Genomic DNA, 24,245 nt, shown 5'->3' on the forward strand with positions numbered 1-24,245 from the left:
CTAGGCGAGCATCACGGGCCCGGCCGAGCCGGTGCCGCAGCCAGGACACGGCGCGGGTGTGCATGCGCTCGTCGTGATCAGGCCGGACCCGCAGGGCCGGGAAAGCCGCGCGGCAGTCAGGATGCGTTCAGGTGACCGCTGGCACCGTCTGGTGTCATGACCTATGAACTCTCCGAGACACCTGAGGCCGAACGGGGCACGAGTGCCTCTGCTCGTCCCTCTCCACGTCTGCGCTGGAACAAGGTCCCCGAGGTCACCGCCTATTTCTGGATCATCAAGGTGCTGTGCACGACCGTCGGCGAGACCGCGGCCGACCTTCTCAACGAGAAGGCCGGTCTGGGCCTGACGGGCGTGTCGGTCCTGATGAGCGCGCTGCTCGCGGTCGTCCTGGTCGTCCAGTTCCGCACGACCGCCTACCGCGCGGGCGTGTACTGGCTCGCCGTCGCCCTGATCAGCGTCGTCGGCACGCTGATCAGCGACAACCTCACCGACAACATGGGCGTCCCGCTGGAGACGAGCACCGCGGTGTTCGCGCTCCTCCTCGTGGTCGTCTTCGTCGTCTGGTACCGGCGGGAACGGACCCTGTCGATCCACAGCATCGACACCATGAGCCGTGAGTCGTTCTACTGGCTGGCCGTGCTGTTCACCTTCGCCCTCGGCACGGCGGCCGGCGACCTGGTCTCCGAGCGCATGGACCTCGGCTACCGGCTCTCGGCGGTCCTGTTCGCCCTGGCCATCGCCGCCGTGGCGGTCGCGCACTTCACGCTGGGGCTGAACGCCGTGTGGAGCTTCTGGATCGCCTACATCCTCACCCGCCCGCTCGGCGCATCGATCGGCGACTACCTGTCCCAGCCGACCGGCGACGGCGGCCTCGGGTTCGGCACCGTCGTCACGAGCGGGCTCTTCCTGGCCGTCATCCTCGGCCTGGTGGTGTACCTGGCGATGACCCGCAAGGACGTCGCGGACCCCGCGCGCGTGACACGGCAGACGGCCTGAACGGCCGGAAAGGCGTTCAGGAAGCGTTCAGGTGATCACCGACAGGGTCGGACACCACGGCCGACCCACGCGGTCGGCCCGTGTGTCGTAGGGCGCCCGTCCCCCTCGCGGAGACGGGTGCCCTTTCACACCCCCCACGAACAGGAGTGTCCGACCATGGAGAATCCCGAAGTCCTCACCGACTTAGACGTCGCCGGCAGGCAGCAACGGGCCGCGACCACGGCCCAGTCGGTGATGAAGAAACTGCCCGAGGTCACCCTCGCCTTCTGGATCATGAAGATCGCGGCGACGACCCTGGGCGAGACGGCCGGCGACCTCTTCGCGCAGACCCTGAAGCTCGGCTACTTCCTCACCACGGTCGCCCTGTTCCTGCTCTTCGTGGTGACCCTGCTCGTTCAGTTGCGCTCCCGCCGCTACAACCCGTTCTTCTACTGGACGGTCATCCTGTCGACCAGCATGGCCGGCACCACGATGTCCGACTTCATGAACCGCGACGCCAGCACCAAGTACCTTGCGAGCGGCACCGCTTCGCTGGGCTGGGGACCGCAGGGCCTCGGCCTCGGATACCCGACGGGCGCGGCGATCCTGATCTCGATCCTGGTCGTCGTCTTCGCCGTGTGGAAGCTGACGGGGATGACGTTCGTCATCCGTGACATCGTCAGTTTCCGCGGGGAGGTGCTGTTCTGGTCGGCGATTCTGGTCTCCAACACGCTCGGCACCTCGATGGGCGACTTCCTGTCCGACAGTTCCGGCCTCGGCTACGCCGGTGGGGCGGCGCTGGTGACCGGTGTCCTGCTGGTGCTGGTGGCCCTGATGAGGGTGCCGGTCGTGCCGAACGTGCTGCTGTTCTGGATCGCCTTCGTGCTGACCCGCCCGCTCGGGGCGACGGCCGGCGACTTCCTGACCAAGCCGGTCGCGAAGGGCGGTCTCGACCTCGGTACGGCGGGTTCGTCGGCCGTACTGTTGGCCGTGCTGGTCGGTCTGACGGGTTACGCCCACGCTCAGGAGCGCCGCCGCCGCTGACGGCCACAGCGTGTCGAGAGACACACGACACCCTCGGGAGAAGTTCGTGAAGCCCGCCCGCACCACGTCCGCCGTGCCCGAACCGTCGGACGGACCTGCCCGGGGGCTCTCGGCGTGGCGGTTCGTGGTGGTGTTCGGGGGCGTCAGTCTGCTGATGGACTTCGTCTACGAGGGCGCTCGTTCCGTCACCGGCCCACTCCTCGCCCACCTGGGCGCCTCCGCGGCCGTGGTCGGCGTGGTCACGGGGGCGGGCGAGGCCGCCGCGCTCGGACTGCGTCTGGTTTCGGGACCGCTGGCCGACCGCAGCCGCCGCTTCTGGACGTGGACGATCGCCGGTTACGTGCTGACCGCGGCCACCGTCCCGGTGCTCGGTCTGACCGGCGTGCTGTGGGCGGCCTGCACCCTGGTGATCGCGGAACGCGTCGGCAAGGCCGTGCGTTCCCCGGCCAAGGACACACTGCTCTCGCACGCCACCGCCGCCACCGGACGGGGCCGCGGCTTCGCGGTCCACGAGGCGATGGACCAGGTCGGCGCTCTGGTCGGCCCGCTCACGGTGGCCGGGATCCTCGCCCTCACCGGCGACGACTACGCCCCGGCACTCGGGGTGCTCGCGCTGCCCGGCGCGGCCGCCGTCGCGCTGCTGCTCTGGTTGCGTGCCCGGGTTCCCGATCCGATCGGCTACGAGATCACCATCGGCGCTGCGGTGCCCGGGGAACCGCCGCCTGCCGGGTCCCGGGAGACGAAGCTGCCGCGGGCCTTCTGGGCCTACGCGGTGTTCACCGCAGCGACCCTGACCGGTTTCGCCACCTTCGGTGTGCTCTCCTACCACCTGGTCGTCCGGCACTTGATGCCGACCGCGATGGTGCCGGTGCTGTACGCGGCGGCCATGGCCGCGGACGCCGTGGCGGCGCTGGCGACGGGCTGGCTGTACGACCGGTTCGGCGCCCAGGTCCTGGTCGTCCTGCCGCTGCTGTCCGCCGCCGTTCCGGCCCTGGCCTTCACCGACACGGTGGGAGTGGCCGTGGCGGGGGCGCTGGTGTGGGGCGCCGCGGTCGGCGTTCAGGAGTCCACGCTGCGTGCCACCGTCGCCGACCTCGTACCCGTGGGACGCCGGGCCACCGCGTACGGCGTCTTCGCCGGGATCATGGGTGCGGCCGCGTTGGTCGGCGGCGCCTTGGCCGGAGTCCTGTACGACATCTCCGTCCCCCTGCTGATCGGCGTCGTCGCCGGCATCCAGACCGCCGCGCTCGTTCTGCTGTGGGTCACCCGGGCCGTGCGGCGGGGCATGTAGGGGCATGGAGCGGCGGACACCTTCGAAGCCGGGGCAGCACTGGAAGGGGACGGCTTGAGGAGACCGAGTCAGGTCGCGAGCAGTCCGCGGCCGAACCAGTCCTCGGTGTCGCGGACTCCGGGCAGGGCGAAGAAGTAGCCGCCGCCGGTGGGTGAGATGTAGTCGACGAGGGGTTCGTCGATCAGACGGGTCTGGGTGGCCTCGAACTGGCGCTTGACGTCCTGCTGGTAGCAGCAGAAGGCCAGACCCATGTCGAGGTTGCCGACGTCGTCGACTCCGCGGTCGTAGTTGTAGCCGCGGCGCAGGATGCGCGAGGCGTCCGTGGCGGCGGTGCGTGGGTTGGCGAGGCGGATGTGGGCGTCGAGGGGGATGGCGTTGCCGTCCGGATCCTTGGCGTAGTTGGGGGTGTCGGCCTCCTCGGCGCCGTCGAGCGGGGCACCGGTGTCCTTGCGGCGACCGAACATCTTTTCCTGCTCGGTGAGGGAGACCCGGTCCCAGAACTCGACGAGCATGCGGATGATCCGGATGACCTGGTAGCTGCCGCCTCTGGCCCACGCGGGCTCGCCGTCGGCGTCCCCTACCCAGATGAGGCGGTTGGTCTCGCGAGCGGAGGTGAGGTCGGGATTGGCGATGCCGTCCTTGAAGCCGAGCAGGTTGCGCTGGGCGCCGGTGGGGCGGGGCGCGTTCTGGAAGCCGTCGATGCGCCACTTGATCTGCATGGCCCCACGGGTGTGCCTGGCGATGTCGCGCAGTGCGTGCAGGACCGTGTCCTGACGGTTGGCGCAGATCTGCAGGGACAGGTCGCCGTGGCACTCGGCGGGCTTGAGGTTGTCGTTGGGGAAGGTCCGCATGGGGGTGAGGCGGCGGGGCTTGACCGCGGCGAGGCCGTAGCGGCCGTCGAAGAGGGACGCGCCGACGCCGACCGTGATGGTGAGGCCGTCCGCGGGGACGGTCGGGCCGAGGATGCCGCTGTCGGAGGGCGGGGCGCCGACGCCGAGGTCGGCGGGGGTGCCGCCGGAGGTCAGGACGCGGGCCCGGCTGGTGATCGTCTTCAGCAACTCGGCCAACTGCCCGCGGTTTTCGGCGATGACGGTGAAGGAGACGAAGGAGGCGGCGGCCGGCGCGGGGGTGATGATGCCGGCCTGGTGGAGGCCGTGGAAGGGCACTTCGGCGGCGTTCTCCGTCCGCGCGGCGGCCTGTGCGGTGCCGCCGCCGCTCTCGGCGAGCGCGAGGCCGCCGCCGGCCAGGACCGCGCCGGCCGCTCCGGCGCCGAGGGCCGTCTTCACGAAGGAGCGGCGGTCGGCGCCGGCCGGGCAGCCGCCGTGGGAGGCGGAGGATTCGGCGGACGGCATGGGGGCGTTCCCTTCGGTGCGTGCGGGGTCGTCGTCGCTTCGGCGGCGTGCGGTGGTCATCAGGCGGACTTCCGGATCTCCAGCAGGTCCGGGACGGGGGAGAGGTCCTCCAGCAACTGGCCGGTGGCCCCGTTGACGCGGGCGCGGGCGATGGCGTCGAGCTGTCCGACGGGCGTCCAGTAGCCGCCACGGTGGGCGGAGTCCAGAAGTTTCTGCAGCCGTGCGATGTCCGCGTCGACGGTTGACAGTAGGTGCGGAGAGCGGCTGGTCAGCAGCGGCCTGAGCACGGTGAGGAGCTCGCGGGTGCCGGCGAGGTTGGCGTCGGCGGTGGCGAGGTTGGTGGCGCTGCCCTCGTCGGTGTCGCCGGTCAGTTCGAACTGAAGCGTGTTCTCGAGGACCTCGTGGGCGCGCAGCGGCAGGTCGGACGGGTCGAAGTCCTGGTGCGGGAAGGCTTTCCGCAGGCCGGCGGCGTCGGCGGCCAGTCGCTGGGCCGGGGCGGTGAGCGAGGTGGCGGGCTCGCCGTGCCACAGGCCGTATTCGATGCGGTGGAAGCCGGTGAAGGTCGTGTCGTGCACGCCGTCCGGCAGGCCGTCGGCCCTTCCGTCGATCTTCTGGTCGAAGTCCTCGAAGGTGCCGTAGGCGGCGCCGAGGGAGGCATAGGTGCGATGGGCGGTGAGCCAGTCGGCGCGGGCCTGGCCGAGGCGGTTGTGCCTGATGTCGTCGGCCAGGGTGAGGGTCTGGGACACGAGTGCGGCCAGGCCCTTGTCGACGTACGTCCGGTACTGCGCGAGCGGGCCGGCGAGGTCGTGTTCCGAGACCGGGACGACCGCCTTCGCAGCCCCGCCACCGGTCACGCGGACGGCCTCGGAGGTGACCGCGGTGCCGCCGCTGGGTACGCACCGCCAGGCGTATGTGCCGCCCGCGACGGTGGCGACCAGCGCACGGGTGGTGCCGGGGGCCAGGCCCTCGATCTCGCCGTAGACGGCGTTCGTGGCCGGGTCGATGAGGTACACCTCGGAGGTCTTGCCGCCGGTGTTGTGCATCTGGAAGGTCTGCCGGCCGGTCCTGGGCGCGGTGAATCCCTTGCCGCACTCCTTCTCGGAGACGGCGACGGTCTGGGTGGCCGCCGGCTTGGGACGGCCGAAGGCGACGGCGAGGCCGGCCAAGAGCGCGGGGACGGTGACGACAGCGACGGGGACCACCCAGGCCGGGCGGCGCCGCGTGGGCGTCGGGGCGTCCTGGGCCGGTGCCGCCGTGCGGGAGGCCGGCTTCGGCCCCGTGGCGCGCAGGCCGCGCACGAACAGCGTCATCACCACGGCGAGATAGCCGGCGTAACCGAAGACCTGCAGCCAGGTCATGGTCGGCGTCAGGTTGAACACGCCCTGCACCAGGGTGCTGTACCAGGAGCCGGCGTCGATCGTGCTGCCCAGGTCGACGGCGTAGGCCGCCTTGCCGGGCAGGACACCGCCTTCCTGGAGGTCGCGCAGGCCGTAGCCGAGAACGCCGGCCGCGATCACGATGAGGACGGCGCCGGTGGCGGTGAAGAACTTCGTCAGGTTGATCTTCAGGACCCGCCGGTACAGGCCCCAGCACAGGGCGGCCGACAGGATCAGGCCGATGGCCGCCCCGGCCAGGGGGCCGGAGGACTCGCCGGCAGCCTGGGCCGTGGTCCACAGGAACAGGGCGGTTTCCAGACCCTCCCGGCCCACGGCGAGGAAGGCGGTGAGGATCAGCACGCCCGAGCCCATGGCCAGCGCTCCGGTGACCTTCTCCTTGATCTCACCGGACAGGCTGCGGGCCGAGCGGCGCATCCAGAACACCATCGCGGTGACGAACGCGACCGCGATCACGCTGAGGGTGCCCCCGAAGGCTTCCTGCGCGGTCGCTGACAGGGAGGCTGCCGTAAAGGTGAGGACCGCGCCGAAACTCATGGCAAGCGCGATCGCCGCGAGTACGCCTGTCCACACCTGCGGCAGCCGGGAGCGGGCATCGGCCCGCACAAGGGTCGCGACGAGGATGGAGACGATGAGTCCCGCTTCGAGCCCTTCCCGCAGCCCGATCAGGAAACTCGGAAACGCGTCATCCCACATGCGACCCTCCCCGGGCGGCCTCCGTACGGACAACGCCCATTAGCGTAGGCAAACCTAACCATGGCTGGACCATCATGACTACACGTCTGTAGTCAAATGGTCATGGTGCGGTAATGCCGGGGCAAAACCCGGGAGCCGGTGGAAGTCGCCGATGATGGAGACCGGCGGTGTCGGCGGCCCGGTAGCGGGCGTGCGGGCCTGCTGGTAGCCGATCACCATCGTCGCCGGGATGCGTCGTGGCAGGCGTCGAGGTTGGGGGTGGCCAGGTCCTCCCACGGCAGATGGAAACGGAGTTGGCCCAAGGCTGCCCACAGATGCCCGCACCCTGGAAACGCGGAATCCCTCGGAAGCGCCTGGGCGGCGGCCTCCGAGGGTCCGCGCCACCGGAGATCCCCGATGCGGGGGGAGCGGTGATGTGGTCTCGAACTCGCTGGACCGGAGAACCTGTTCTCCCAGGTCAGCGCACGCGTCCCCGTGGTTTCAGCGGTACGGGCGGCAGTTGCGGGGCGTGCAGCGGTGCGCCGTCGTAGCCCTTCACCTCGCCGAAGCGGGATCCCGTTTCCCAGTCCTCGCGGGCCTGCGCGATCTCTTCCTGGGATCGGCCGACGAAGTTCCACCACATGACGAGCTCCTCCTCGAAGGGCTCGCCGCCGAGCAGCATCAGGGCCGCGTCGGACTCGGCCCGCAGGGGCAGTTCGGTGCGGCCGCAGCCGAGGTAGAGCATCGAGCCCGGCAGGACGGGCACCCCGTCCACGTGGACCTCGCCCGACATGGCCAGCACGCCGTACTCGAAGTCGGGGGCGAGCGGCAGCCGGACGTCCGTGCCGCGGGTGAGGGCGAGATCGGCGCCCACGATCGGGGTGTACGTCGATCCGGGGGACGTCGAGCCGTCGAGGTCGCCGAGGAGCACGGTGGCGGTGAGGCCGGGGGCGGTGACGGTGGGCAGGTCGGCGTGGTGCTCGAAGTGCGGGTCGGTGTGGCGGTGGGCGTCCGGCAGGGCCACCCAGAGCTGGGCGCCGTGCAGATAGCGGGCGTGCGCCCGGGGGCTCTCCTCGGAGTGGCTGATCGCGCGCCCCGAGGTCATCAGCCCGAGTTCCCTGGGCCGGATGGTCTGCAGGCTGCCGGTCGAGTCGCGGTGCAGCACCTCGCCCTCGTGCAGCCAGCTCACGGTCTGTAGGCCCATGTGCGGATGCGGCGGGACCTGCATGCCCGGCTCGTCGGCGATGTCGTCGGGGCCGTAGTGGTCGACGAAGGCCCAGGCGCCGATCATGCGCCGGCCGAGGTTCGGCAGCAGTCGGCGTACCTCGGTCGACTCGCCGAGCTTCACATGCCGGGGGCTCAGCAGTTCGCGGACGGGTTCGGCGACGACGAAGCCACGGCCGCCGCACACACTGGGCACGGGCGCGCGGTCAAGGTTGCTCATGCGGCCCAACCTAGCGGTCGGGCGCGGCGTCGTGCAGAAGGACCGCCAGGGAGCAGCGGGAAGCGGGCGGCGTCAGGGACTGTCGTACCTCTTCCGTCCCGTATTCCGTCGTGTCCCGTTTCCGGCCGGCGGTGTCCGCTCAGTCGGTCAGGGTCTCGGCGAGTTCCGTGGTGGCCCGTACGAGTTCGGTGTCCGGCTCGGCGAGGAGTTGACGCAGGACTCCGCGCTGGGCGTGTACGGCGTCGCGGGCCGCGCGTTCCCATCCCACGTAGTTGTCGGGGTGGTGGAGCAGTTTGGGGTACGCGGCGGCCGTGGTCTCCCACTGGCGGGTGTCGGCGATGCTCTTCAGCAGGCGCAGGATTTCCGCGCGGCAGGTGACCTGGGGGAGTCGGGCGAGCTCCCAGAGGAAGGGCACCGTGGCCGCCGTCGCCTCGTCCACGACGAAGCCGAACTGGCATATTCTGCGGCGTAGTTGACGCAGCGCGGTGTCGGCGCTGTCGGCGTCGCCCCGGGCGACGGTGGTCAGCAGGAACGGGATGGCCGCGGCGGACCCGGTGGAGTCCTTGATCTCGGGCCACGGCACGTGTCCCAGGTCCGCGAGCGGTGCGGTGCGCTTCGTGGCAGTCATGTCGGATGTCAGCCGTCGGTCGGGGATCAGGGCTGGGAACGGGTCGGCAGCATGGCCCAGACGGTCTTGCCCACGGGGAAGCGGCGGGTCCAGCCCCAGTGCTCCGAGAGGGCTTCGATGATGTGCAGTCCGCGGCCGTGCTCCAGGAGGTCGCCTTCCGCGCGCGGGTAGACGGGCAGGCCGTCGCTCGGGTCGGTGACGGCGCACACCAGGTGGGAGCGGCGCTGGGTGAGCCTGAGCCGAACGGTGAACTCGCCCGCCGGGCACTGCGGCAGTCCGTGCAGGAGTACCGCGTTGGCGGCCAGTTCCGTGACGACGGTGACCGCGTCGTCGGTGCAGTGGTCCAGGGACCAGCAGTCGAGGGTGTGGTGGGTGAAGTCCCGTGCCTGGGCGAACCCTTCCCGGCTGCCCGTGAGGTACAGGGCGGCGGTTCTGGGCGAGTCGACGGCTGTTCTCGGCGAGTCGCGGACGGAGCCGGATTCGCGGTCGCGGACGGAGCCGGATTCGTGGCTCCGGAACTGCGCAGGTGATGACACAGGCATCTCCCTCATCTCCCTGAGTCGGCGTCAGGACGGGGGGCCGGAAGTGCGGTTGACGGCATGGTTATTATCCACGCTGTCGAGGTTCTCGTGCAATTTCACGGGAAATTGCGCGCACGAGTGAGGAGAGTGCAGTGCCGTCAGTGCAGAACGGAGTGCGGGCCAGCTCGTTGGGCGTCCGCTGGATCAAGAGCAGCCACAGCAACGCCGAAGGCAACTGTGTGGAGGTCGCGGCCCTGGAAGGGGGCGGCGTCGCGATGCGCAACTCCCGTGACCCCGACGGGCCGGCGCTGGTGTACACGCCGGCCGAACTGGCCGCGTTCGTGGCCGGGGCGAAGGGCGGGGAGTTCGACCACCTGGCGTGAGGCCGCGTGAGGGCCGCGTGCGGCTCGCGCGAAGATTGTGTGAGGGTGCGGGGCGGACTCGGTGGACGGACCCATGGGGCGGTGCGCCAAACTCGATGGGCCCAATTCCCCTGCCATGTACGGTCGGAGGGCTTCCAGTGCGATACTGAGGTCTGTCGTCTGCCGGTTTTATGGGGAGTCAGGATGTCTGCCGAGCCGTCTCGCGTCTCCCGCCTCGAACCGTATCTGAACCGGGCCGAGCCCGCCCCGACCTTGCTGAAACTGCTGGTCGGTGTGCAGTTGGCGGGCATCCGGGAGGACGCCGGATTCGCCCAGGACCAGGCCGCGCGTGCCATCGGGTTCAGCCCGGCGAAGCTGTCGCGCATCGAGGCGGGCAAGGGACGCAAGCCGCCCGTCGAGGCGGACGTCCGCGCGCTCCTGTCGCTGTACGAGACCGGTGAGCACGAGTCCGCCGTACTGCTGAGGTTGTTGCAGCAGGCGGGTGAGCCCGGCTGGTGGCAGCGCTACGACAAGCGGCTGATGCCCGAGTGGTTCGACCGGCTGGTCGGTCTGCAGGAGGCGGCCATCGCGATCCGCACCTTCGAGATCCAGTACGTACCGGGCCTGTTCCAGACCTCCGCGTACGCGCGTGCCGTCGTGCAGCGCGGGCTGCCGTCGGCGACGTCGCGGGAGGTCGAGCGCCGGGTGGAGCTGCGGATGCGGCGCACCGACCTGCTGCACCGGCCGGACCCCCCACGGGTGTGGGCGATCCTCGACGAGTCGGTGCTGCTGCGGGTGTTGGGCAGCCGCGAGGTGATGCGCGAGCAGCTCGCCCACCTCGTGAAGCTGGCCACGCTGCCCCATGTCACCGTCCAGGTGGTGCCGTTGGACGTCACGCACGCCTCCGCGCCCGCCATACCGGTCACCTACCTGCGCTTCGGCGGCACGGATCTGCCCGACGTCGTCTACCTCGAACAGATGAGGAGCGCGACCTTCCTGGAGGACCAGGACGAGACGGAGGAGTACCGCGTCGCCCTGGACCGGCTGGCCGACGAGGCACTCAACCCGCGTGATTCACAAGCCCTGTTGGCGTCGATCGCGAAGCAGCGCTACCCCTGACAGGGGCCGGAGCCTTCTGTACTGCACTGCCCTGTCTGTCCTAGTTGAGGCGGCCGACGCCGCCGAACTCGATCCATTCCTGGGTGAGTTGGCGGGGCGCGACCTCGGTGTCGGGGCGCCAGGTGGAGACCTCCAGGAGTCCCGGTTCGAGGATCTCCAGGCCCTCGAACAGGGCGGCGACGTCCTGCTCCTGGCGCACCCGGCCCCAGTGGCCCTGGGTGGCCTTGTCCATGAAGTCGGTGACGAACTCCCGGACCGCCGGGTCCTCGCTGACCAACTGACACATCACCAGATAGCTGCCGGGGGCGAGTCGTTCGGCCACCCGGCGGACCACCGCCTGCGGTCCGTCGGTGTCGCTGTCGGGGATGCAGTGGAAGACCGAGTTGAACAGCACGGCCACCGGCTGCGAGAAGTCGATCAGGCGCTTGGTGTCCTCGTGGGCGAAGATGGCCTCCGTCTCCCGCATGTCGGCGTGGATGACGGTGGTCCGCTCGTCCTGCTCCAGCAGGGCCCGGCCGTGCACGAGCACCATGGGGTCGTTGTCGACGTAGACGACGTGCGTGCTCGGGTCGATGCGCTGGGCGACCTGGTGGATGTTGTCCTGCGTGGGCAGGCCTGACCCGTGGTCCAGGAACTGCCGGATCCCGTACTCCTGGGTGAGGGTCTTCACGACCCGCTGGAGGAAGCGCCGGTTGTTGAGCGCGAGGGCGCGGGTGCTCGGGACGACCTTGTCGAGTTCCTCGCAGGCCGCGCGGTCGGCCGCGTAGTTGTCCCGGCCGCCCAGGTAGTGGTCGTACATGCGCGCGGCGGTCGGAACCGTGGCATCGATCGAGGTGGAAAGCTGTTTGCCAGGCTGCATCTCATCCCCCAGTTCCCGCCGTGCCAACTGACTGGCGCGGCCGACAACACATCCTAGGGAAGCGGCAATTGGCGGCACCACCCCCTTGATCGACAGATCCCCTGAAGGTGTCCACACGCGGTGTGTCAGGGCCCCCGACGACTTGGACTGCTGGTCCAGTGTTTGGACTCATGGTCTAATCGGGGGTATGGAATCCCGGGAATCCGAGCGGGACGCGATCCTGCGTGCACTCACCCCCGTCGTCGACGGGATCGCGGCCACCTTCGGGCCGGTGTGCGAGGTGGTGCTGCACGACTACCGGCGGCCGGAGAAGTCCGTCGTCGCCGTCGCCGGGGCGGTGACCGGGCGGACGGTCGGCGGGGCGATGAGCGAGATCGGCCTGCGGGTCCTCGCCCGTGGCGACGACGCCGACGACGAACTGAACTACCTCACCCGCACCGGCGGCGGAAAGCTGGTGAAGTCGTCCACGATGGTGCTGCGCGACTCCACGGGCGCGGTGTTCGGCGCGCTGTGCGTCAACGTGGACGTCACCGAGGTGGACCGGGTGCAGGGCCTGCTGGCCGCGCTCGCCGGGACGGCGGGGGTGCGGGCCGACCCGCCCGTGACCACCTTCGGCGACGACATCGACTCCGTCGTCGGCGCCCTCCTCGACGCCCATCTGCTGCGCCAGGACCAGACCTGGGCCGGCCTCGACCGGCCGCGCCGCCTGGCGCTCTTCCGCGGCCTGGACGAACACGGGGTGTTCGCGGTGCGGCGCGCGATCGAGCAGGTCGCCGCCCGTCTCGGCATCTCCCGCGCCTCCGCCTACAGCTACCTCTCCCAGACCAGAGCCGCTCGCGATACGGCGGCGAACGGCACCGACGACACCCCCGAGGGAGCACACCCGTGACGAGCACACGCCCGCCGATCACCCTCGACGACGTCCGTGACGCGGCCGCCCGGCTCAAGGGCGTCGCGCACCGCACACCCGTACTGCGCTCGCGGACCCTCGACCGGATCGTCGGCGCCGAAACCCTCCTGAAGTGCGAGAACTTCCAGCGCGTCGGCGCCTTCAAGTTCCGCGGGGCCTACAACGCGGCCTCCCGGCTGACCTCCGAGCAGCTCGCCCGGGGCATCGCCGCGTACTCCTCCGGCAACCACGCCCAGGCGGTCGCCCTGGCCGCGCGGGAACTCGGCACCAGCGCCGTGATCGTCATGCCCGAGGACACGCCTCGCTCCAAGCGGGCGGCGACGGAGGGCTACGGCGCCGAGATCGTCACGTACGACCGCTACACCGGCGACCGGGAGGCCATCGGCGAGGCGCTGGCCGCCGAGCGGGGTCTGGCACTGATCCCGCCCTACGAGCATCCGCACGTCATGGCGGGCCAGGGCACTGCGGCGCTCGAACTCCTGGAGGAGGCAGGGGAGTTGGACGCTGTGCTGGTGCCGGTCGGGGGCGGCGGGCTGATCGCAGGCAGCGCGACCGCGCTGAAGGGGCTGCGGCCGGGCATTCGGGTCATCGGCGTCGAACCGGAGACCGGGGACGACACCAAGCGGTCACTGGAGGCGGGCCGGCGGATCGAGATCTCGGTGTCACGCACCATCGCCGACGGTCAGGCCGCGCCCACGCCCGGCGAGCTGACCTTCTCGGTGAACCGGCGGCTCGTGGACGGGATCGTCCTGGTCTCCGACGACGAGATCCGGGCGGCCATGCGGTTCGCCTTCGAACGCCTGAAGATCGTCGTGGAGCCCAGCGGCGCGACCCCGCTGGCCGCGCTCCTCGCCGGGCGGGTCGACCGGCTGCCCCGGCGCGTCGGCGTGATCGTCTCCGGCGGCAACATCGACACCGGGCGCTTCGCCGAGCTGTGCGGCGAAGCCGGCTGACCGGCGTCGGCTGACCGGCGCGGGCCCGCCGATTGGCGGCTGCCGAAGGACGGGCGGACGATGGAGAGGTGGGGCTCGGCCCCCGACCCGCGACGCCCAGAGCCGCCGGGGGGACCGGCCCCGGCCGTGGTGAGGCGCGGCCGGAAGGAGGGAGCGTCATGATGGAAGTGAAGACGCTCGACAAGCCGGACGAGCGGCGCGATTTCCCCCGTGGCCACCTGGAGGCCGTGCACATGACCGGTCTCGACTTCGCCGTCGGGACCTTCGAACCCGGCTGGCGCTGGTCCGAGTCCGTGGCGCCGATCGCGGGAACCACCAGTTGCCAGGTCCACCACAACGGTTACGTCGTCCAGGGCCGTATGCACATCACCATGGACGAAGGCGGCGAGGGCGAACTCGGCCCGGGCGACGTCTTCGTGATCCCACCCGGGCACGACGCCTGGGTCGTGGGCGACGAACAGTGCGTGGTGTACGACTTCGCCGGCGCGATGGCCAAGGACTACGCGAAGGCGAAGTAGCGCAAGAAACAACCGGGGTACGGCTAGACCGGCAGCAACCGGCCCACCAGGACGCCGAGTTGGTGTGCGTTGCGGCATTCGTGCATCGCGACCAGCTCGGCGTACTCGGGTGCGGCCGAGTCGCCGGTGCCCCACTGGGCGCGGGGCTCGGGGTTCAACCAGTGGGTGTGGCGGGCCTGTTCGGCGATCTGCCGGAGCGCGGCCAGATTCGGGTCGCTCATGTTCGTCCGGGCGTCGCCGAGCACGAACACCGTGCTGCGCGGGCCGACCGCACCGCCGTACCGCTGCACGAACTCGCCCAGCGCGACGCCGTAGTCACTGCTGCCGTGGTAGCCCGTCAACTGCGCCTCGGCCTGGACGCGCGCGCCGAGCCCCGCCGGATCGGCCGCGCCGTGCCGCAGCAGGCCCGTCACCTCGTCGATCCGGTTGACGAAGGCGAACACGCGCACCTTGCTGAACTGGTCGTGCAGCGCCTGCACCAGCAGCATCGTGAAGTCGGAGAAACCGGACACCGAGCCCGACACATCGCACAGCAGCACCAGTTCGGGGCGGACCGGGCGTCGGCGGCGCAGCACGGGCCGCATCGGGACCCCGCCCGTCGAGAGGGAGCCGCGCAGGGTGCGCCGCAGATCGATCGTGCCCCGCGAGGCCCGACGGCGGCGCGCCGCCATCCGGGTCGCCAGCTTGCGGGCCAACGGCTGTACCGTCCGCCGCAGTTCGGCCAGGCGGTCCTGCCCCGCGTACAGGAAGTCGACCCGGTCGGCGGTCGGCGCGACCGCCCGCCGGGCGATCTCGTCCCGCCCCTGCCGCTCCGCGACCCTGCGCCGCGCCTCCCCGGCCACCAGAGTGCGGAACGCCTCGATACGACGGCGGATCTCGTCCTCGAGGAGCCGGTCGGTGAATCCGATGTCGCCGCCCCGGGCCCGGAGTTCGTCCCGTACCCGCGCCAACAGCGTCTGCGGGCGCAGCCGTTCAAGTGTCTGATGCGACGACCAGCCGTCCGCGCCCGGTGAACTCCCGTACCCGCCCAGCCCGTCGACCGCCTCGATCGCCAGCCGGGACAGCATCGCCTCGTCGTCGGCGGCGAGTGCGGTGGCCAGTCGGTCGCGCAGGTCGTCCCGGTCGCCGCTCTCGCCCAGGGGCGCGCCGACGCCGTACGGGAAGTACAGGTCGAAGACGGTGTCGAACACCCGCCGTTGGTCCGTCGAGTGCAGCAGCGTCGCGGCCAGCCCCTCGCGCAGCAGCCCGCGATCCGCGAACCCCAGAGCCACGGCCGCCTCGGCGGCGTCCACGCTCTCGCCGGTGCCGACGCGGACGCCGTGCGCGCGCAGCGCGGCGACGAAGCCGACCATACGGTCGGCGACGTCGGCGCTCACACGGCGTCCAGGTCGAGCTTCGCACCGGCCTTGAGGATGTCGTCCTGGTGCTTGAGGATCACGCCCAGACTGTCCCGTACGACGGCCTCGTCGAGGGTCGTCGCGCCGAGCGCGAGCAGCGTGCGCGCCCAGTCGATCGTCTCGGCGACGGACGGCGCCTTGCGCAGGTCCATCGCGCGCAGCGCGCCGACCACCCGGACCACCGAGTCGGTCAGCGCCCCGTCGATGCCGGGCACCTTCAGCCGGACGATCCGCCGCTCCAACTCCTCCTCGGGGAAGCCGATATGGAGGAACAGGCAGCGGCGGCGCAGCGCCTCCGACAGTTCCCGGCTCGCGTTGGAGGTGAGGACGACGAAGGGGCGGCGGGTCGCGGTGACCGTGCCCAGTTCCGGGACGGTGATCTGGAAGTCGCTGAGCACTTCGAGGAGCAGCCCCTCCACCTCGACGTCGGCCTTGTCGGTCTCGTCGATCAGCAGGACGGTCGGCTCGTCGCCCCGGATAGCGGTCAGCAGCGGGCGCGGGAGGAGGAACTCCTCGCTGAAGATGTCCGTGCGGGTCTCGTCCCACGTCTCGTCGCGGCCCGCGCTGATGCGCAGCAACTGCTTGGCGTGGTTCCACTCGTACAGCGCCCGGGACTCGTCCACACCCTCGTAGCACTGGAGCCGCACCAGCCGGGCCCCCGCCACCTCGGCGACCGCCTTGGCCAGCTCCGTCTTGCCGACCCCGGCCGGCCCCTCCACGAGCAGCGGCTTGCCCAGCCGGTCGGCGAGGAAGACGGTCGTGGCGACGGCCGGGGAGGCGAGATACCCGGTCTCGGCGAGCCGGGCGGCGACATCGTCGACGGATGTGAACAACGGGGCCTCCGGGTGGCCGGCACGGGCAGCGAGCATGATCCGGTCACTATCTAAGCGCTTGGTCACCGGATTTGTCATCAACGGCCGGGGCGTTGATGCTCCTGTTGCTGGTCAAGCGGTTTGGAGCCAGGTGCGGTAGGCGTGGGCGAGGTTGTCGAGTCGGCGGGTTCCGCGTTCGATGTCGGAGATCCTGGTCGGCCAGACCCCGAGGTGTCGTGCGGCGGCGGTGAGGGTGATGTTCTTGGACTGCCGCAGAGGACGCAGGTCCGCGACTTCGGGAACGTTGACCGTGGTGGACAGGCAGCGGAAGACCTCGCGGGCGATGGCTCGTTTCAGCTGCCGGATGATCTCCTTCTTCGTGCGTCCGGCGGCGGTCTGCCGCGCGACGTACTCGCGAGTGCGGGCGTCGCTGCCCATGCGGACCAGGGCGATGCGGTAGAGGGCGGCGTTCGCAGCCCGGTCGCCGCCCCGGGAGAGGCGGTGGCGGTTGGTCCTGCCGCTGGAGGCGGGGACCGGGGCGGCTCCGCAGAGAGCGGCGAAGGAGGCCTCGGTCCGCATGCGTTCGGGGTTGCCGCCTGCTGTGATCAGCAGTTGTGCGGCGGTGTCGGGGCCGACTCCGTGGGCGGCCCGCTGGCCGGGGTTGCCGGTGGTGACCGCGGTGTCCAGGGCTTTGGTGAGGGCTTCGTGCTCGGCCGTCAGTTCCTTGACACGCCGGGCAAGGGTTTTCAGCGCGGTCAGGACCGCGGTGTGGAGGGCGTCTCCGGCAGGCCGCTGTCGGGCCAGGGCATCAGCCCGGTCCATTGATCTCAGCGGCCCGTACTTGGCGCGGATGGCCTCGGGGGCCCAGACGAGGATGCTGCCGGTCTGGTTGAGTGCGGCGGTCCGCGCTTTCACGGCGGAGCGGGCGGCGTTGTGCAGGGCGCGTATGCCGGCGACGGTATCGTTTTTGGGCGTGCTGGAGGCCCGTCCGGACAGCGCGGCGCGGGCTGCGGCGTAGGCGTCGATGGGGTCGGACTTGCCGATCCGGCGGCGTTCGGCCCTGTCGGGGCGGTTGACCTCGACGACCCGGTGCCCGCATGCGCGGGCGGCGCGGGTGAAACCGGCCCCGTAGGAGGAGGTGCCTTCCACTCCGATCGCCCTGACCTGGCCGTGGGCGTCGAGAAAGGCCAGGGCGGCGGCGTATCCGGCGGGTGTGGTGGTGAACTCGGCGTCGGCGAGCCGGCCGCCGTTGTCGCTGATGACCGCGACATGGAGGGTGTCGGTGTGGGAGTCGACGCCTCCGAACACCTTCTGGTCGATGCCAGTGGTGTCTTCCGGGGCCTGTGCTGCCATGCTGGTGAACGCCTTCCTAGCCGGAGGTGGCGTCGGCCGGGTGGCTCAGACAGGACATTGAAGGGGCTTCTGACCAAGCTCCTATCAGGTCATGGTCCGCCCGGCCGGAGCCATGAGAACCAGGCTCCGGCGGCCGGGCAGAACAACGCGAAGACAGCCCAGCAGGGCGCCAGTCAGTGGCAGAGCCACGACCGCCGGAACCCGCGTACGAGTATCAATGTCAGTGGTGGGCGGTACGTTGCGGGTCATGGGTGTGTATCTGGTGAGTGTGGCCGCGCGGGACTGGTTCGGGCAGGAGGAGGGCGGCTACGGCGACACCGCGTCGGCGCTGGCCGAGGAGCTGGCGCGGCGCGGACTGCCGCCGTACCGGCCGGGGGAGTCGGTCGGGGATGCCTCGGGCTGGTTCGAGGAGAAGATGAGCCCCGCGATGGACGGGTTCGCCGCACTGTGCCAGGCGCATCTGACCCGGGCCGAGCAGCGGACCCTCCTGGACTGGTCGGTCCTGGTGCCGCTCTCCCTGGAGCGGGAGATCCCGCTGCCGATCGGTACGGCGTACACCGATGAGACGCTGGTGGCGGGAGCGCCGCAGGTCCTCGCGCTGGCCGAGCGGCTGGCCGCGATCCTCGGCCTGCCCCTGGACGCGATACCCGCGACGGGCGGCAACCTGGAACTGACCCTGTGGTTCCTGGAGGGCGAGGCGGAGCAGACGGCGGCGGTCCGACCGGGCCCCTGGTCCGACGACCTGACCACCGCGTTCTACACGGCGGTCTACCTACGGGCCGCCCAGTACGCGCTGCGGCAGGGCTGCCCGATGGCCTACTCGTGACCCCACGCCGTCGACGCAGGCCATGACGCCCTCGCGCAACCTCGCCTCAGCTCTTCAGCGGCTCACCGGAACGCCGCCGCGTTGCGCCGCGCCCACTCCTCGAAGGCGTGCGGTGCGCGGCCCAACACCCGCTCCACGTCCGGGCTGACGCGCCGCTCGGCGGGTGTCGGCTCGCCGAGGATGGAGAGGGTGGTCTCGACGACCGGCTCCGGCATGAACGCCAGCATCTGTGCGCGGGCCTCCTCCCGCGTCTGCTCGACGAACCGGACCGGCTCGCCGAGCGCCTCGCCGATGGCCGCCGCCCGCTGCCGGGGTGTCGTCAGCGCGGGACCGGTCAACTCGTAGACAGCGCCCGCGTGTCCGTCCTCCCGTAGGGCCACGGCAGCGACCTCGGCGATGTCGGCCGGGTCGACGCTGGGCAGCGCGACGTCGCCGAAGGGGGCCGCGACGGTGCGGCGGGCGCGGACCGGCTCCGCCCAGGCGTAGGCGTTGGAGTGGAAGCCGCCGGGCCGCAGGATCGTCCAGTCCAGGCCCGAGTCCCGGACGGCGTCCTCGATGGTCCGCGCCACGCTCCCGTGCGACGCCGACTCCGGGCGGGTCACGACTCCCTGCGAGGACAGCAGCACCACCCGGCGGACCCCGGCGGACTCGGCGACGTCGAGGATGCTCCGCGGGTCGAGCAGATGCGCGCTGGTGCCGCCGTTCTGAAGGAACAGCGCGTCGGCCCCGTCGAACACGGGCCGCAGGCTCGCCGCGTCGGTGAGGTCCGCGCGCAACCGCCGTACACCGTCCGGGACTTGCCTGTCCGGGGCTTCCGCGTCCGAGATGTTCCGGGACGTGGCGGTCACCTTCTCGCCCGCATCCGTGAGAAAACGGACCAGTTCACGGCCGACGTTACCGGTCGCCCCCGTCACCACGATCATGGCTAACTCCTTGCCGAGGATGGGTTGTTGCCCTTGCCGGGCGAAGCTAGCACCGCTCGTATAGTAGGTACCCAGAGGAAAGTGACTCTCCCGGAGGGATGCACATGGCCGTCCACGCGACCGAGACGTCGGCCGATCCCGAACTCGCCTGCCCCATAGCCCCCGTGGTCGACATCGTGTTCAGCCGCTGGACCACGCCGATCCTGTGGACCCTGCACACGCACGGCCGCCAGCGTTTCGGCGAACTGGAGCGCCGGATCGCGCACATCACCCCCAAGGTGCTCACCCAGCGCCTCAGGCAGCTCGAACGCGACGGCCTCCTCACCCGCACCTACCACCCGGAGGTGCCCCCGCGCGTCGAGTACGAGATCAGCGCACTCGGCCTCAGCCTCGCCCCGCTCTTCGCTAACCTCGCCGAATGGGCCACCGCCAACCTGCCCAAGGTGGAACAGTCCCGGGAGGGATACGACGCCAGGTGACCTCAGTCGAGGAGGATCACCTCCAGCGTGCGCGGGCCGTGCACCCCCTCCACCCGGTCCAACTCGATATCGCTGGTCGCCGACGGACCGGAGATCCACGTCAACGGACGTGCCGGGTCGAGGCGTTCGAGAGCCTGCGGCACCGAGGACACGACCTGCTCGGGGACGCGTACCACGCAGATGTGGTGGTCGGGGACCAGGGTGATCCGGCGTCGGCCCTGGTCGGGGCCGCCGTCCAGGACGATCGTGCCGGTCTCGGCGACGGCGACGGCACAGCCGGTGATCACGCTCTCCACCTCGTCCAGTTCCTGGGGAGTACTCACCGCGCGGTCGTGCACCCGGGTCGGGTCAGCGGCGGACAACCACGCGGGCGGCAACCCTGGCGGCACCAGCACGTACCGTGATCCGCGCTCGGCGAGCAACCGCATGACGAGGTAGGGCAGTTCCTCGGCGTCGGTGCGATGCACGACGGCCCGGTAGTCCGCCAGATTCTCCGCCAGCAGCTCCACCGTCTCCGCGACGCTCCGACTGCCGTGCTCCCGCAGATAGTCGCGCGCGACGGCCTCCGCGTACGGAGGGTCGTCCTGCGGTACGTCGGCCAGCGCGCGCCGCACCCGGCCCAGGATCCGTTCCCTGCTGCTCACTTCGCTGCTCACTTCGCCCCGCCCTCTCCGATCGTCCCCTGCGTACGCTGCCACCAGTCGCGGAACGGCTCGGCGGGCACGGCCGGCAGATCCCGTGTACCGCTCCACGCCCTGCCCGGACCGGGCAGCGTACGGGGGTGGAAGCGGCGGGTGCGGGACGCCAGCCGCTGGCCGGTGCGCAGAGCGCCGGGGCGGCCGAACGCCCAGCGCGCCGCCCGCATCGCCGCCCGCTCGGCGGCATGCCCCTTGGCCGGCTTCAGCACCACCTTGTTGCCGTCCCGCGTCACCGGACCGCCCTCGACGATCCGTTCCCGCAGATGCACCAGCACCTCCGGGATGTCGATGGCGACCGGGCAGACCTCGTAACAGGCCCCGCACAGCGACGAGGCGTATGGGAGTGAGGCGTCGATCTCGCTCTGCGTGCCCCGGAGTTGGGGGCTGAGGATCGCGCCGATCGGCCCCGGGTACACCGAGCCGTAGGCGTGGCCGCCGGCCCGCTCGTACACCGGGCAGACGTTCAGACAGGCCGAGCAGCGGATGCAGCGCAGGGCCTGGCGGCCGACCTCGTCGGCGAGGGTGTCGGTGCGGCCGTTGTCCAGCAGGACGAGGTGGAAGGTCTGCGGACCGTCGCCGTCCGTCGTGCCGGTCCAGGTCGACGTGTACGGGTTCATGCGCTCGGCCGTGGAGGAGCGGGGCAGCGTCTGGAGGAAGACCTCCAGGTCCCGCCACGTCGGCACGATTTTCTCGATGCCGACAACGGAGATCAGCGTCTCGGGGAGTGTGAGGCACATCCGCCCGTTGCCCTCGGACTCGACGACGACCAGGGTGCCGGTCTCGGCGACCATGAAGTTCGCGCCTGAGACGCCGACCTTGGCCCGCAGGAACTTCTCGCGCAGGTGGAGGCGTGCGGCCTCGGCGAGTTCGGCCGGTGTGTCGGTGAGGCCCTCGGGAGCCGGACGCCCCCACTCGCTCATCTCGGCGCGGAAGATGTCCCGGATCTCACCCCGGTTGCGGTGGATGGCGGGGACCAGGATGTGCGACGGCCGGTCGTTGCCCAACTGCACGATCAGCTCGGCGAGATCGGTCTCGTAGGCGCGGATGCCGGCCGCCTCCAGTGCCTCGTTGAGCCCGATTTCCTGCGTGGCCATCGACTTGACCTTGACGACCTCCGACTCGCCCGTCTCCTTGACGAGTCGGGTCACGATCCGGTTCGCCTCGTCCGCGTCGGCGGCCCAGTGGACCGTGCCGCCCGCCGCCGTGACCGATTCCTCCAACTGGACGAGGTACCGGTCGAGTTGGCGGAGGGTGTGGTCCTTGATCTGCTTGCCGGCCTCCCGTAGCGCCGCCCAGTCGGACAGCTCGGCGACCGCCTTCGCGCGCTTGGCGCGGATGGTGTGCGTGGCGTGCCGCAGATTGCCGCGCAGCGTCGGGTTGCCGACCGCCTCGCGCGCCGCCTCCGGAAACGCCGGCATCCCGACGAACGTCCCGCTCACAGCGCAGCGTCCCCTTCCGTGCCCGCCAAAATCTCCGCGATGTGCACCGGCCGCATACCGGTCTTCAGCCGGGTCATGGTCCCCCCGATGTGCATCAGACAGGAGTTGTCCGCCGCGCACAGCACCTCGGCGCCCGTCGACTCCGCGTTGCGCACCTTGTCCGCGCCCATCGCCGCCGACACGTCCGGGTTCTTCAGCGCGAACGTCCCGCCGAAGCCGCAGCACTCGTCGGCGCCGGGCAGCTCCACCAGCTCCAGCCCCTTCACCGCCCGCAGCAGCCGCAGGGGCCGCTCCCCGAGCCCGAGACTGCGCAGTCCGTGACATGTGGGGTGGTAGGTCACCGTGTGCGGGTAGTACGCGCCGACGTCCGTCACCCCGAGCACGTCGACCAGGAACTCGGTCAGCTCGTACGTCTTCGGCACCACCGGCGCCAGCGTGGCCGCGAGAGCAGTCCCGCGCCCCTCGGCCCGAGCCCGCTCGCCCATCCGGGGATACAGCTCCCGCACCATCGCCCCGCACGACCCGGAGGGCGTGACGATCGCCTCGTACTCCCCGAAGACATCGGAGAAATGCCGGGCGAGCGGCTCGGCCTCATGGCGGTAGCCGGTGTTGTAGTGGGCCTGCCCGCAGCAGGTCTGGGCCATCGGGAAGTCGACCTCGACGCCCAACCTGGTCAGGAGTTTCACCACGGCGCGGCCGGTGTCCGGATAGAGCGTGTCGTTGACACAGGTCAGGAACAGGGCGACACGCATCGCGGCTCCTAGCGATAGGTCATCGAATGAGTCATCGGATGAGTGCAGGGTAGTCCGGCACCGGGGCCCGGGGGAGACCCCGGCTCACCGCGCGGCGAGCCGGGCCTGCGCCGCCCGCCACCGCTCGGTCCCGCCCTGCGGCGCGTAGCGGGTCAGCGGCTGGGTACGGGCGATCAGCCGGCGCAGCGCGGCGCGATCCCCGGCGAGCCCGTGCGCCCGCGCCTGGACGAGCACGTTGCCGAGCGTCGCCGCCTCCGTCGGACCGGCCACCACCGGCAACCCGCAGGCGTCGGCGGTGAGTTGGCACAGAAGCGCGTTGCGGGTGCCGCCGCCGACGATGTGCACGACGTCGACCGGATGGTCGGCGAGCCGCACGGCGTCCTCGATCGCCCGCCGGTGCGCGAGGGCGAGGGAGTCGAGGATGCAGCGCGTGATCTCGGCGGGAGACGTCGGCACCGGCTGCCCGGAGGCACGGCACGCGTCGGCGATCCGCTCCGGCATCCGCCCGGGGGCCAGGAACGCCGCGTCCCCGGCGTCCACGACCGACCGCAGCGCAGGCACGGCGGTGGCCGCCCGCAGCAACCCGCCCAACTCCGGTTCCCCCCAGGCCCGTACGCACTCCTGGAGCAGCCACAGCCCCATGATGTTGCGCAGGTAGCGGACCGTGCCGTCGAGGCCCAGTTCGTTGGTGAAGTTGGCGGCGCGGCTCTCCTCGGTGAGCACGGGCGCGGCGAGTTCCAGTCCGGCCAGAGACCAGGTGCCGGTGCATATGTAGGCGAACCGCTCCCCGGCGGCGGGGACGGCGGCCACGGCCGACGCCGTGTCGTGCGAGCCGACGGCCGTCATCGGCACGGGCCCGGTCAGCCCCGTCTCCGCCAGCACCTCGGCCCGCAGCAGCCCCGCCGGGTCGCCGGGCCGGCGCAGGGGCGCGAACAGGGTCAGGTCGATGCCGAGCCGGGCGGCGACGTCGTAGGACCAGTCGCGGGTGCGGGGGTCGATGAGCTGGGTGGTGGAGGCGTTGGTGAGCTCGGTGCCCTGCTCGCCGGTCAGCCAGTACGTCAGCAGGTCGGGGATGAGCAACAGCCGGCGGGCCTGCGCCAGTTGGGCCGAGGAGGCCGCGGCCGTCAACTGGTACAGGGTGTTGAAGGGCGCGTACTGAAGACCCGTCGCCGCGTACAGTTCGGCGGCCGGGACCGTCGCCCACACCTGCTCCGCGACGCCCTCGGTCCGGGCGTCCCGGTAGTGGACGGGGTTGCCGAGCAGCGCCCCGTCGGCGTCCAGCAGGCCGTAGTCCACGGCCCAACTGTCGATGCCGACGGAGTCCACCCGGCCGGCCGCCCGCAGCCCGTCCAGGACCCCCGCGTACAGGGACAGCACGTCCCAGCGCAGCCCCTCCGGCACCCGCACCGGCCGGTTGGGGAACCGGTGCGCCTCCGCCAACACCAGCGAGTCCGGGCCCACTCGGCCGACCATGACGCGCCCACTGGACGCGCCGAGGTCGACAGCGGCGTACGACCGCAC

24 protein-coding genes are annotated in these 24,245 nt (G+C 71.1%); 10 read left to right on the top strand and 14 right to left on the bottom strand.

Annotation, left to right across the window (positions count from 1 at the left end; all coding sequences use genetic code 11):
- Positions 1-156 precede the first annotated feature (156 nt).
- The 3 genes from BMZ82_RS01545 to BMZ82_RS01555 all read left to right on the top strand — a co-directional run bounded on the left by BMZ82_RS01545 (position 157) and on the right by BMZ82_RS01555 (position 3,310).
- On the top strand, positions 157-996 hold the full coding sequence (locus BMZ82_RS01545) for a COG4705 family protein (protein ID WP_093770757.1): 840 nt from the start codon (positions 157-159) through the stop codon (positions 994-996).
- Between the two features lie 156 nt (positions 997-1,152).
- Positions 1,153-2,019 carry a COG4705 family protein gene (locus BMZ82_RS01550; protein ID WP_093770758.1) on the top strand — a complete coding sequence of 289 codons (867 nt, stop codon included), beginning with the start codon at positions 1,153-1,155 and terminating at the stop codon, positions 2,017-2,019.
- A 46-nt stretch (positions 2,020-2,065) separates the two neighbouring features.
- Positions 2,066-3,310: an MFS transporter gene (locus BMZ82_RS01555; RefSeq protein ID WP_256251705.1), complete on the top strand. Its 1,245-nt coding sequence runs from the start codon at positions 2,066-2,068 to the stop codon at positions 3,308-3,310.
- Positions 3,311-3,378: 68 nt separating this feature from the next.
- Here BMZ82_RS01555 and efeB read toward each other — a convergent pair whose 3' ends face one another.
- The 5 genes from efeB to BMZ82_RS01580 all read right to left on the bottom strand — a co-directional run bounded on the left by efeB (position 3,379) and on the right by BMZ82_RS01580 (position 9,339).
- Positions 3,379-4,662, bottom strand: a complete 1,284-nt coding sequence (gene efeB, locus BMZ82_RS01560) for an iron uptake transporter deferrochelatase/peroxidase subunit (RefSeq protein WP_093771115.1) — start codon at positions 4,660-4,662, stop codon at positions 3,379-3,381.
- A gap of 59 nt (positions 4,663-4,721) precedes the next feature.
- Positions 4,722-6,752, bottom strand: a complete 2,031-nt coding sequence (gene efeU / locus BMZ82_RS01565; protein WP_093770760.1) for an iron uptake transporter permease EfeU — start codon at positions 6,750-6,752, stop codon at positions 4,722-4,724.
- Positions 6,753-7,209: 457 nt separating this feature from the next.
- Entirely contained in the window at positions 7,210-8,175 is a 966-nt protein-coding gene (locus BMZ82_RS01570; RefSeq protein ID WP_093770761.1) for a pirin family protein, read from the bottom strand.
- 139 nt (positions 8,176-8,314) lie between these two features.
- Positions 8,315-8,803 carry a hypothetical protein gene (locus BMZ82_RS01575; protein ID WP_093770763.1) on the bottom strand — a complete coding sequence of 163 codons (489 nt, stop codon included), beginning with the start codon at positions 8,801-8,803 and terminating at the stop codon, positions 8,315-8,317.
- Between the two features lie 26 nt (positions 8,804-8,829).
- Entirely contained in the window at positions 8,830-9,339 is a 510-nt protein-coding gene (locus tag BMZ82_RS01580) for an ATP-binding protein (RefSeq protein ID WP_256251706.1), read from the bottom strand.
- Between the two features lie 137 nt (positions 9,340-9,476).
- On the opposite strand from BMZ82_RS01580, the gene BMZ82_RS01585 reads away from it, so the two are divergent.
- Both BMZ82_RS01585 and BMZ82_RS01590 read left to right on the top strand, forming a co-directional pair.
- Entirely contained in the window at positions 9,477-9,707 is a 231-nt protein-coding gene (locus BMZ82_RS01585; RefSeq protein WP_093770766.1) for a DUF397 domain-containing protein, read from the top strand.
- A gap of 183 nt (positions 9,708-9,890) precedes the next feature.
- Positions 9,891-10,805 (top strand): helix-turn-helix domain-containing protein, encoded by a 915-nt coding sequence (locus tag BMZ82_RS01590; protein ID WP_093770768.1) that lies wholly within the window; start codon positions 9,891-9,893, stop codon positions 10,803-10,805.
- A gap of 40 nt (positions 10,806-10,845) precedes the next feature.
- Here BMZ82_RS01590 and BMZ82_RS01595 read toward each other — a convergent pair whose 3' ends face one another.
- The gene (locus tag BMZ82_RS01595) at positions 10,846-11,664 is read right to left on the bottom strand and encodes an SAM-dependent methyltransferase (protein WP_093770770.1); all 819 of its coding nucleotides are present in this window, start codon (positions 11,662-11,664) and stop codon (positions 10,846-10,848) included.
- 187 nt (positions 11,665-11,851) lie between these two features.
- On the opposite strand from BMZ82_RS01595, the gene BMZ82_RS01600 reads away from it, so the two are divergent.
- The 3 genes from BMZ82_RS01600 to BMZ82_RS01610 all read left to right on the top strand — a co-directional run bounded on the left by BMZ82_RS01600 (position 11,852) and on the right by BMZ82_RS01610 (position 14,045).
- A complete protein-coding gene (locus tag BMZ82_RS01600) occupies positions 11,852-12,553 on the top strand; it encodes a helix-turn-helix transcriptional regulator (protein ID WP_093770772.1) in 702 nt (233 codons plus the stop codon).
- Positions 12,550-13,527, top strand: coding sequence for a threonine/serine dehydratase family protein (locus BMZ82_RS01605; protein ID WP_093770773.1), 978 nt, complete (start codon positions 12,550-12,552; stop codon positions 13,525-13,527). Before BMZ82_RS01600 ends, BMZ82_RS01605 begins: the two co-directional genes overlap by 4 nt.
- Before the next feature lie 158 nt (positions 13,528-13,685).
- Positions 13,686-14,045 (top strand): cupin domain-containing protein, encoded by a 360-nt coding sequence (locus BMZ82_RS01610; RefSeq protein ID WP_093770775.1) that lies wholly within the window; start codon positions 13,686-13,688, stop codon positions 14,043-14,045.
- A 23-nt stretch (positions 14,046-14,068) separates the two neighbouring features.
- On the opposite strand, the gene BMZ82_RS01615 is transcribed toward BMZ82_RS01610, so the two are convergent.
- The 3 genes from BMZ82_RS01615 to BMZ82_RS01625 all read right to left on the bottom strand — a co-directional run bounded on the left by BMZ82_RS01615 (position 14,069) and on the right by BMZ82_RS01625 (position 17,607).
- Positions 14,069-15,397: a VWA domain-containing protein gene (locus BMZ82_RS01615; protein WP_093771117.1), complete on the bottom strand. Its 1,329-nt coding sequence runs from the start codon at positions 15,395-15,397 to the stop codon at positions 14,069-14,071.
- Between the two features lie 20 nt (positions 15,398-15,417).
- Entirely contained in the window at positions 15,418-16,275 is an 858-nt protein-coding gene (locus BMZ82_RS01620) for an AAA family ATPase (RefSeq protein WP_093771119.1), read from the bottom strand.
- Positions 16,276-16,386: 111 nt separating this feature from the next.
- On the bottom strand, positions 16,387-17,607 hold the full coding sequence (locus tag BMZ82_RS01625; protein WP_093770777.1) for an IS110 family RNA-guided transposase: 1,221 nt from the start codon (positions 17,605-17,607) through the stop codon (positions 16,387-16,389).
- 247 nt (positions 17,608-17,854) lie between these two features.
- Here BMZ82_RS01625 and BMZ82_RS01630 point away from each other — a divergent pair, with 247 nt between their 5' ends.
- The gene (locus tag BMZ82_RS01630) at positions 17,855-18,433 is read left to right on the top strand and encodes a hypothetical protein (RefSeq protein ID WP_093771121.1); all 579 of its coding nucleotides are present in this window, start codon (positions 17,855-17,857) and stop codon (positions 18,431-18,433) included.
- Positions 18,434-18,495: 62 nt separating this feature from the next.
- On the opposite strand, the gene BMZ82_RS01635 is transcribed toward BMZ82_RS01630, so the two are convergent.
- Positions 18,496-19,356, bottom strand: a complete 861-nt coding sequence (locus BMZ82_RS01635) for an NAD(P)H-binding protein (protein WP_093770779.1) — start codon at positions 19,354-19,356, stop codon at positions 18,496-18,498.
- Positions 19,357-19,454: 98 nt separating this feature from the next.
- Between BMZ82_RS01635 and BMZ82_RS01640 the strand changes: the two genes are divergently transcribed.
- Positions 19,455-19,835: a winged helix-turn-helix transcriptional regulator gene (locus BMZ82_RS01640; protein WP_093770781.1), complete on the top strand. Its 381-nt coding sequence runs from the start codon at positions 19,455-19,457 to the stop codon at positions 19,833-19,835.
- Positions 19,836-19,837: 2 nt separating this feature from the next.
- Here the strand turns inward: BMZ82_RS01640 and BMZ82_RS01645 are convergent, their stop codons facing one another.
- The 4 genes from BMZ82_RS01645 to BMZ82_RS01660 all read right to left on the bottom strand — a co-directional run bounded on the left by BMZ82_RS01645 (position 19,838) and on the right by BMZ82_RS01660 (position 24,245).
- Positions 19,838-20,479 (bottom strand): LutC/YkgG family protein, encoded by a 642-nt coding sequence (locus BMZ82_RS01645; protein ID WP_093770783.1) that lies wholly within the window; start codon positions 20,477-20,479, stop codon positions 19,838-19,840.
- An 8-nt stretch (positions 20,480-20,487) separates the two neighbouring features.
- The gene (locus tag BMZ82_RS01650; protein WP_093770785.1) at positions 20,488-21,972 is read right to left on the bottom strand and encodes a LutB/LldF family L-lactate oxidation iron-sulfur protein; all 1,485 of its coding nucleotides are present in this window, start codon (positions 21,970-21,972) and stop codon (positions 20,488-20,490) included.
- Complete coding sequence (locus tag BMZ82_RS01655; RefSeq protein ID WP_093770787.1) at positions 21,969-22,724, bottom strand: (Fe-S)-binding protein; 756 nt, start codon at positions 22,722-22,724, stop codon at positions 21,969-21,971. The genes BMZ82_RS01650 and BMZ82_RS01655 overlap by 4 nt, the downstream gene beginning before the upstream one ends.
- Before the next feature lie 84 nt (positions 22,725-22,808).
- Positions 22,809-24,245, bottom strand: coding sequence for a rhamnulokinase (locus tag BMZ82_RS01660; RefSeq protein ID WP_093771123.1), 1,437 nt, complete (start codon positions 24,243-24,245; stop codon positions 22,809-22,811).

Origin of the sequence: Streptomyces sp. yr375 (genome assembly GCF_900110755.1) — a bacterium.
In the GTDB taxonomy this organism is placed as follows: Bacteria; Actinomycetota; Actinomycetes; order Streptomycetales; family Streptomycetaceae; genus Streptomyces.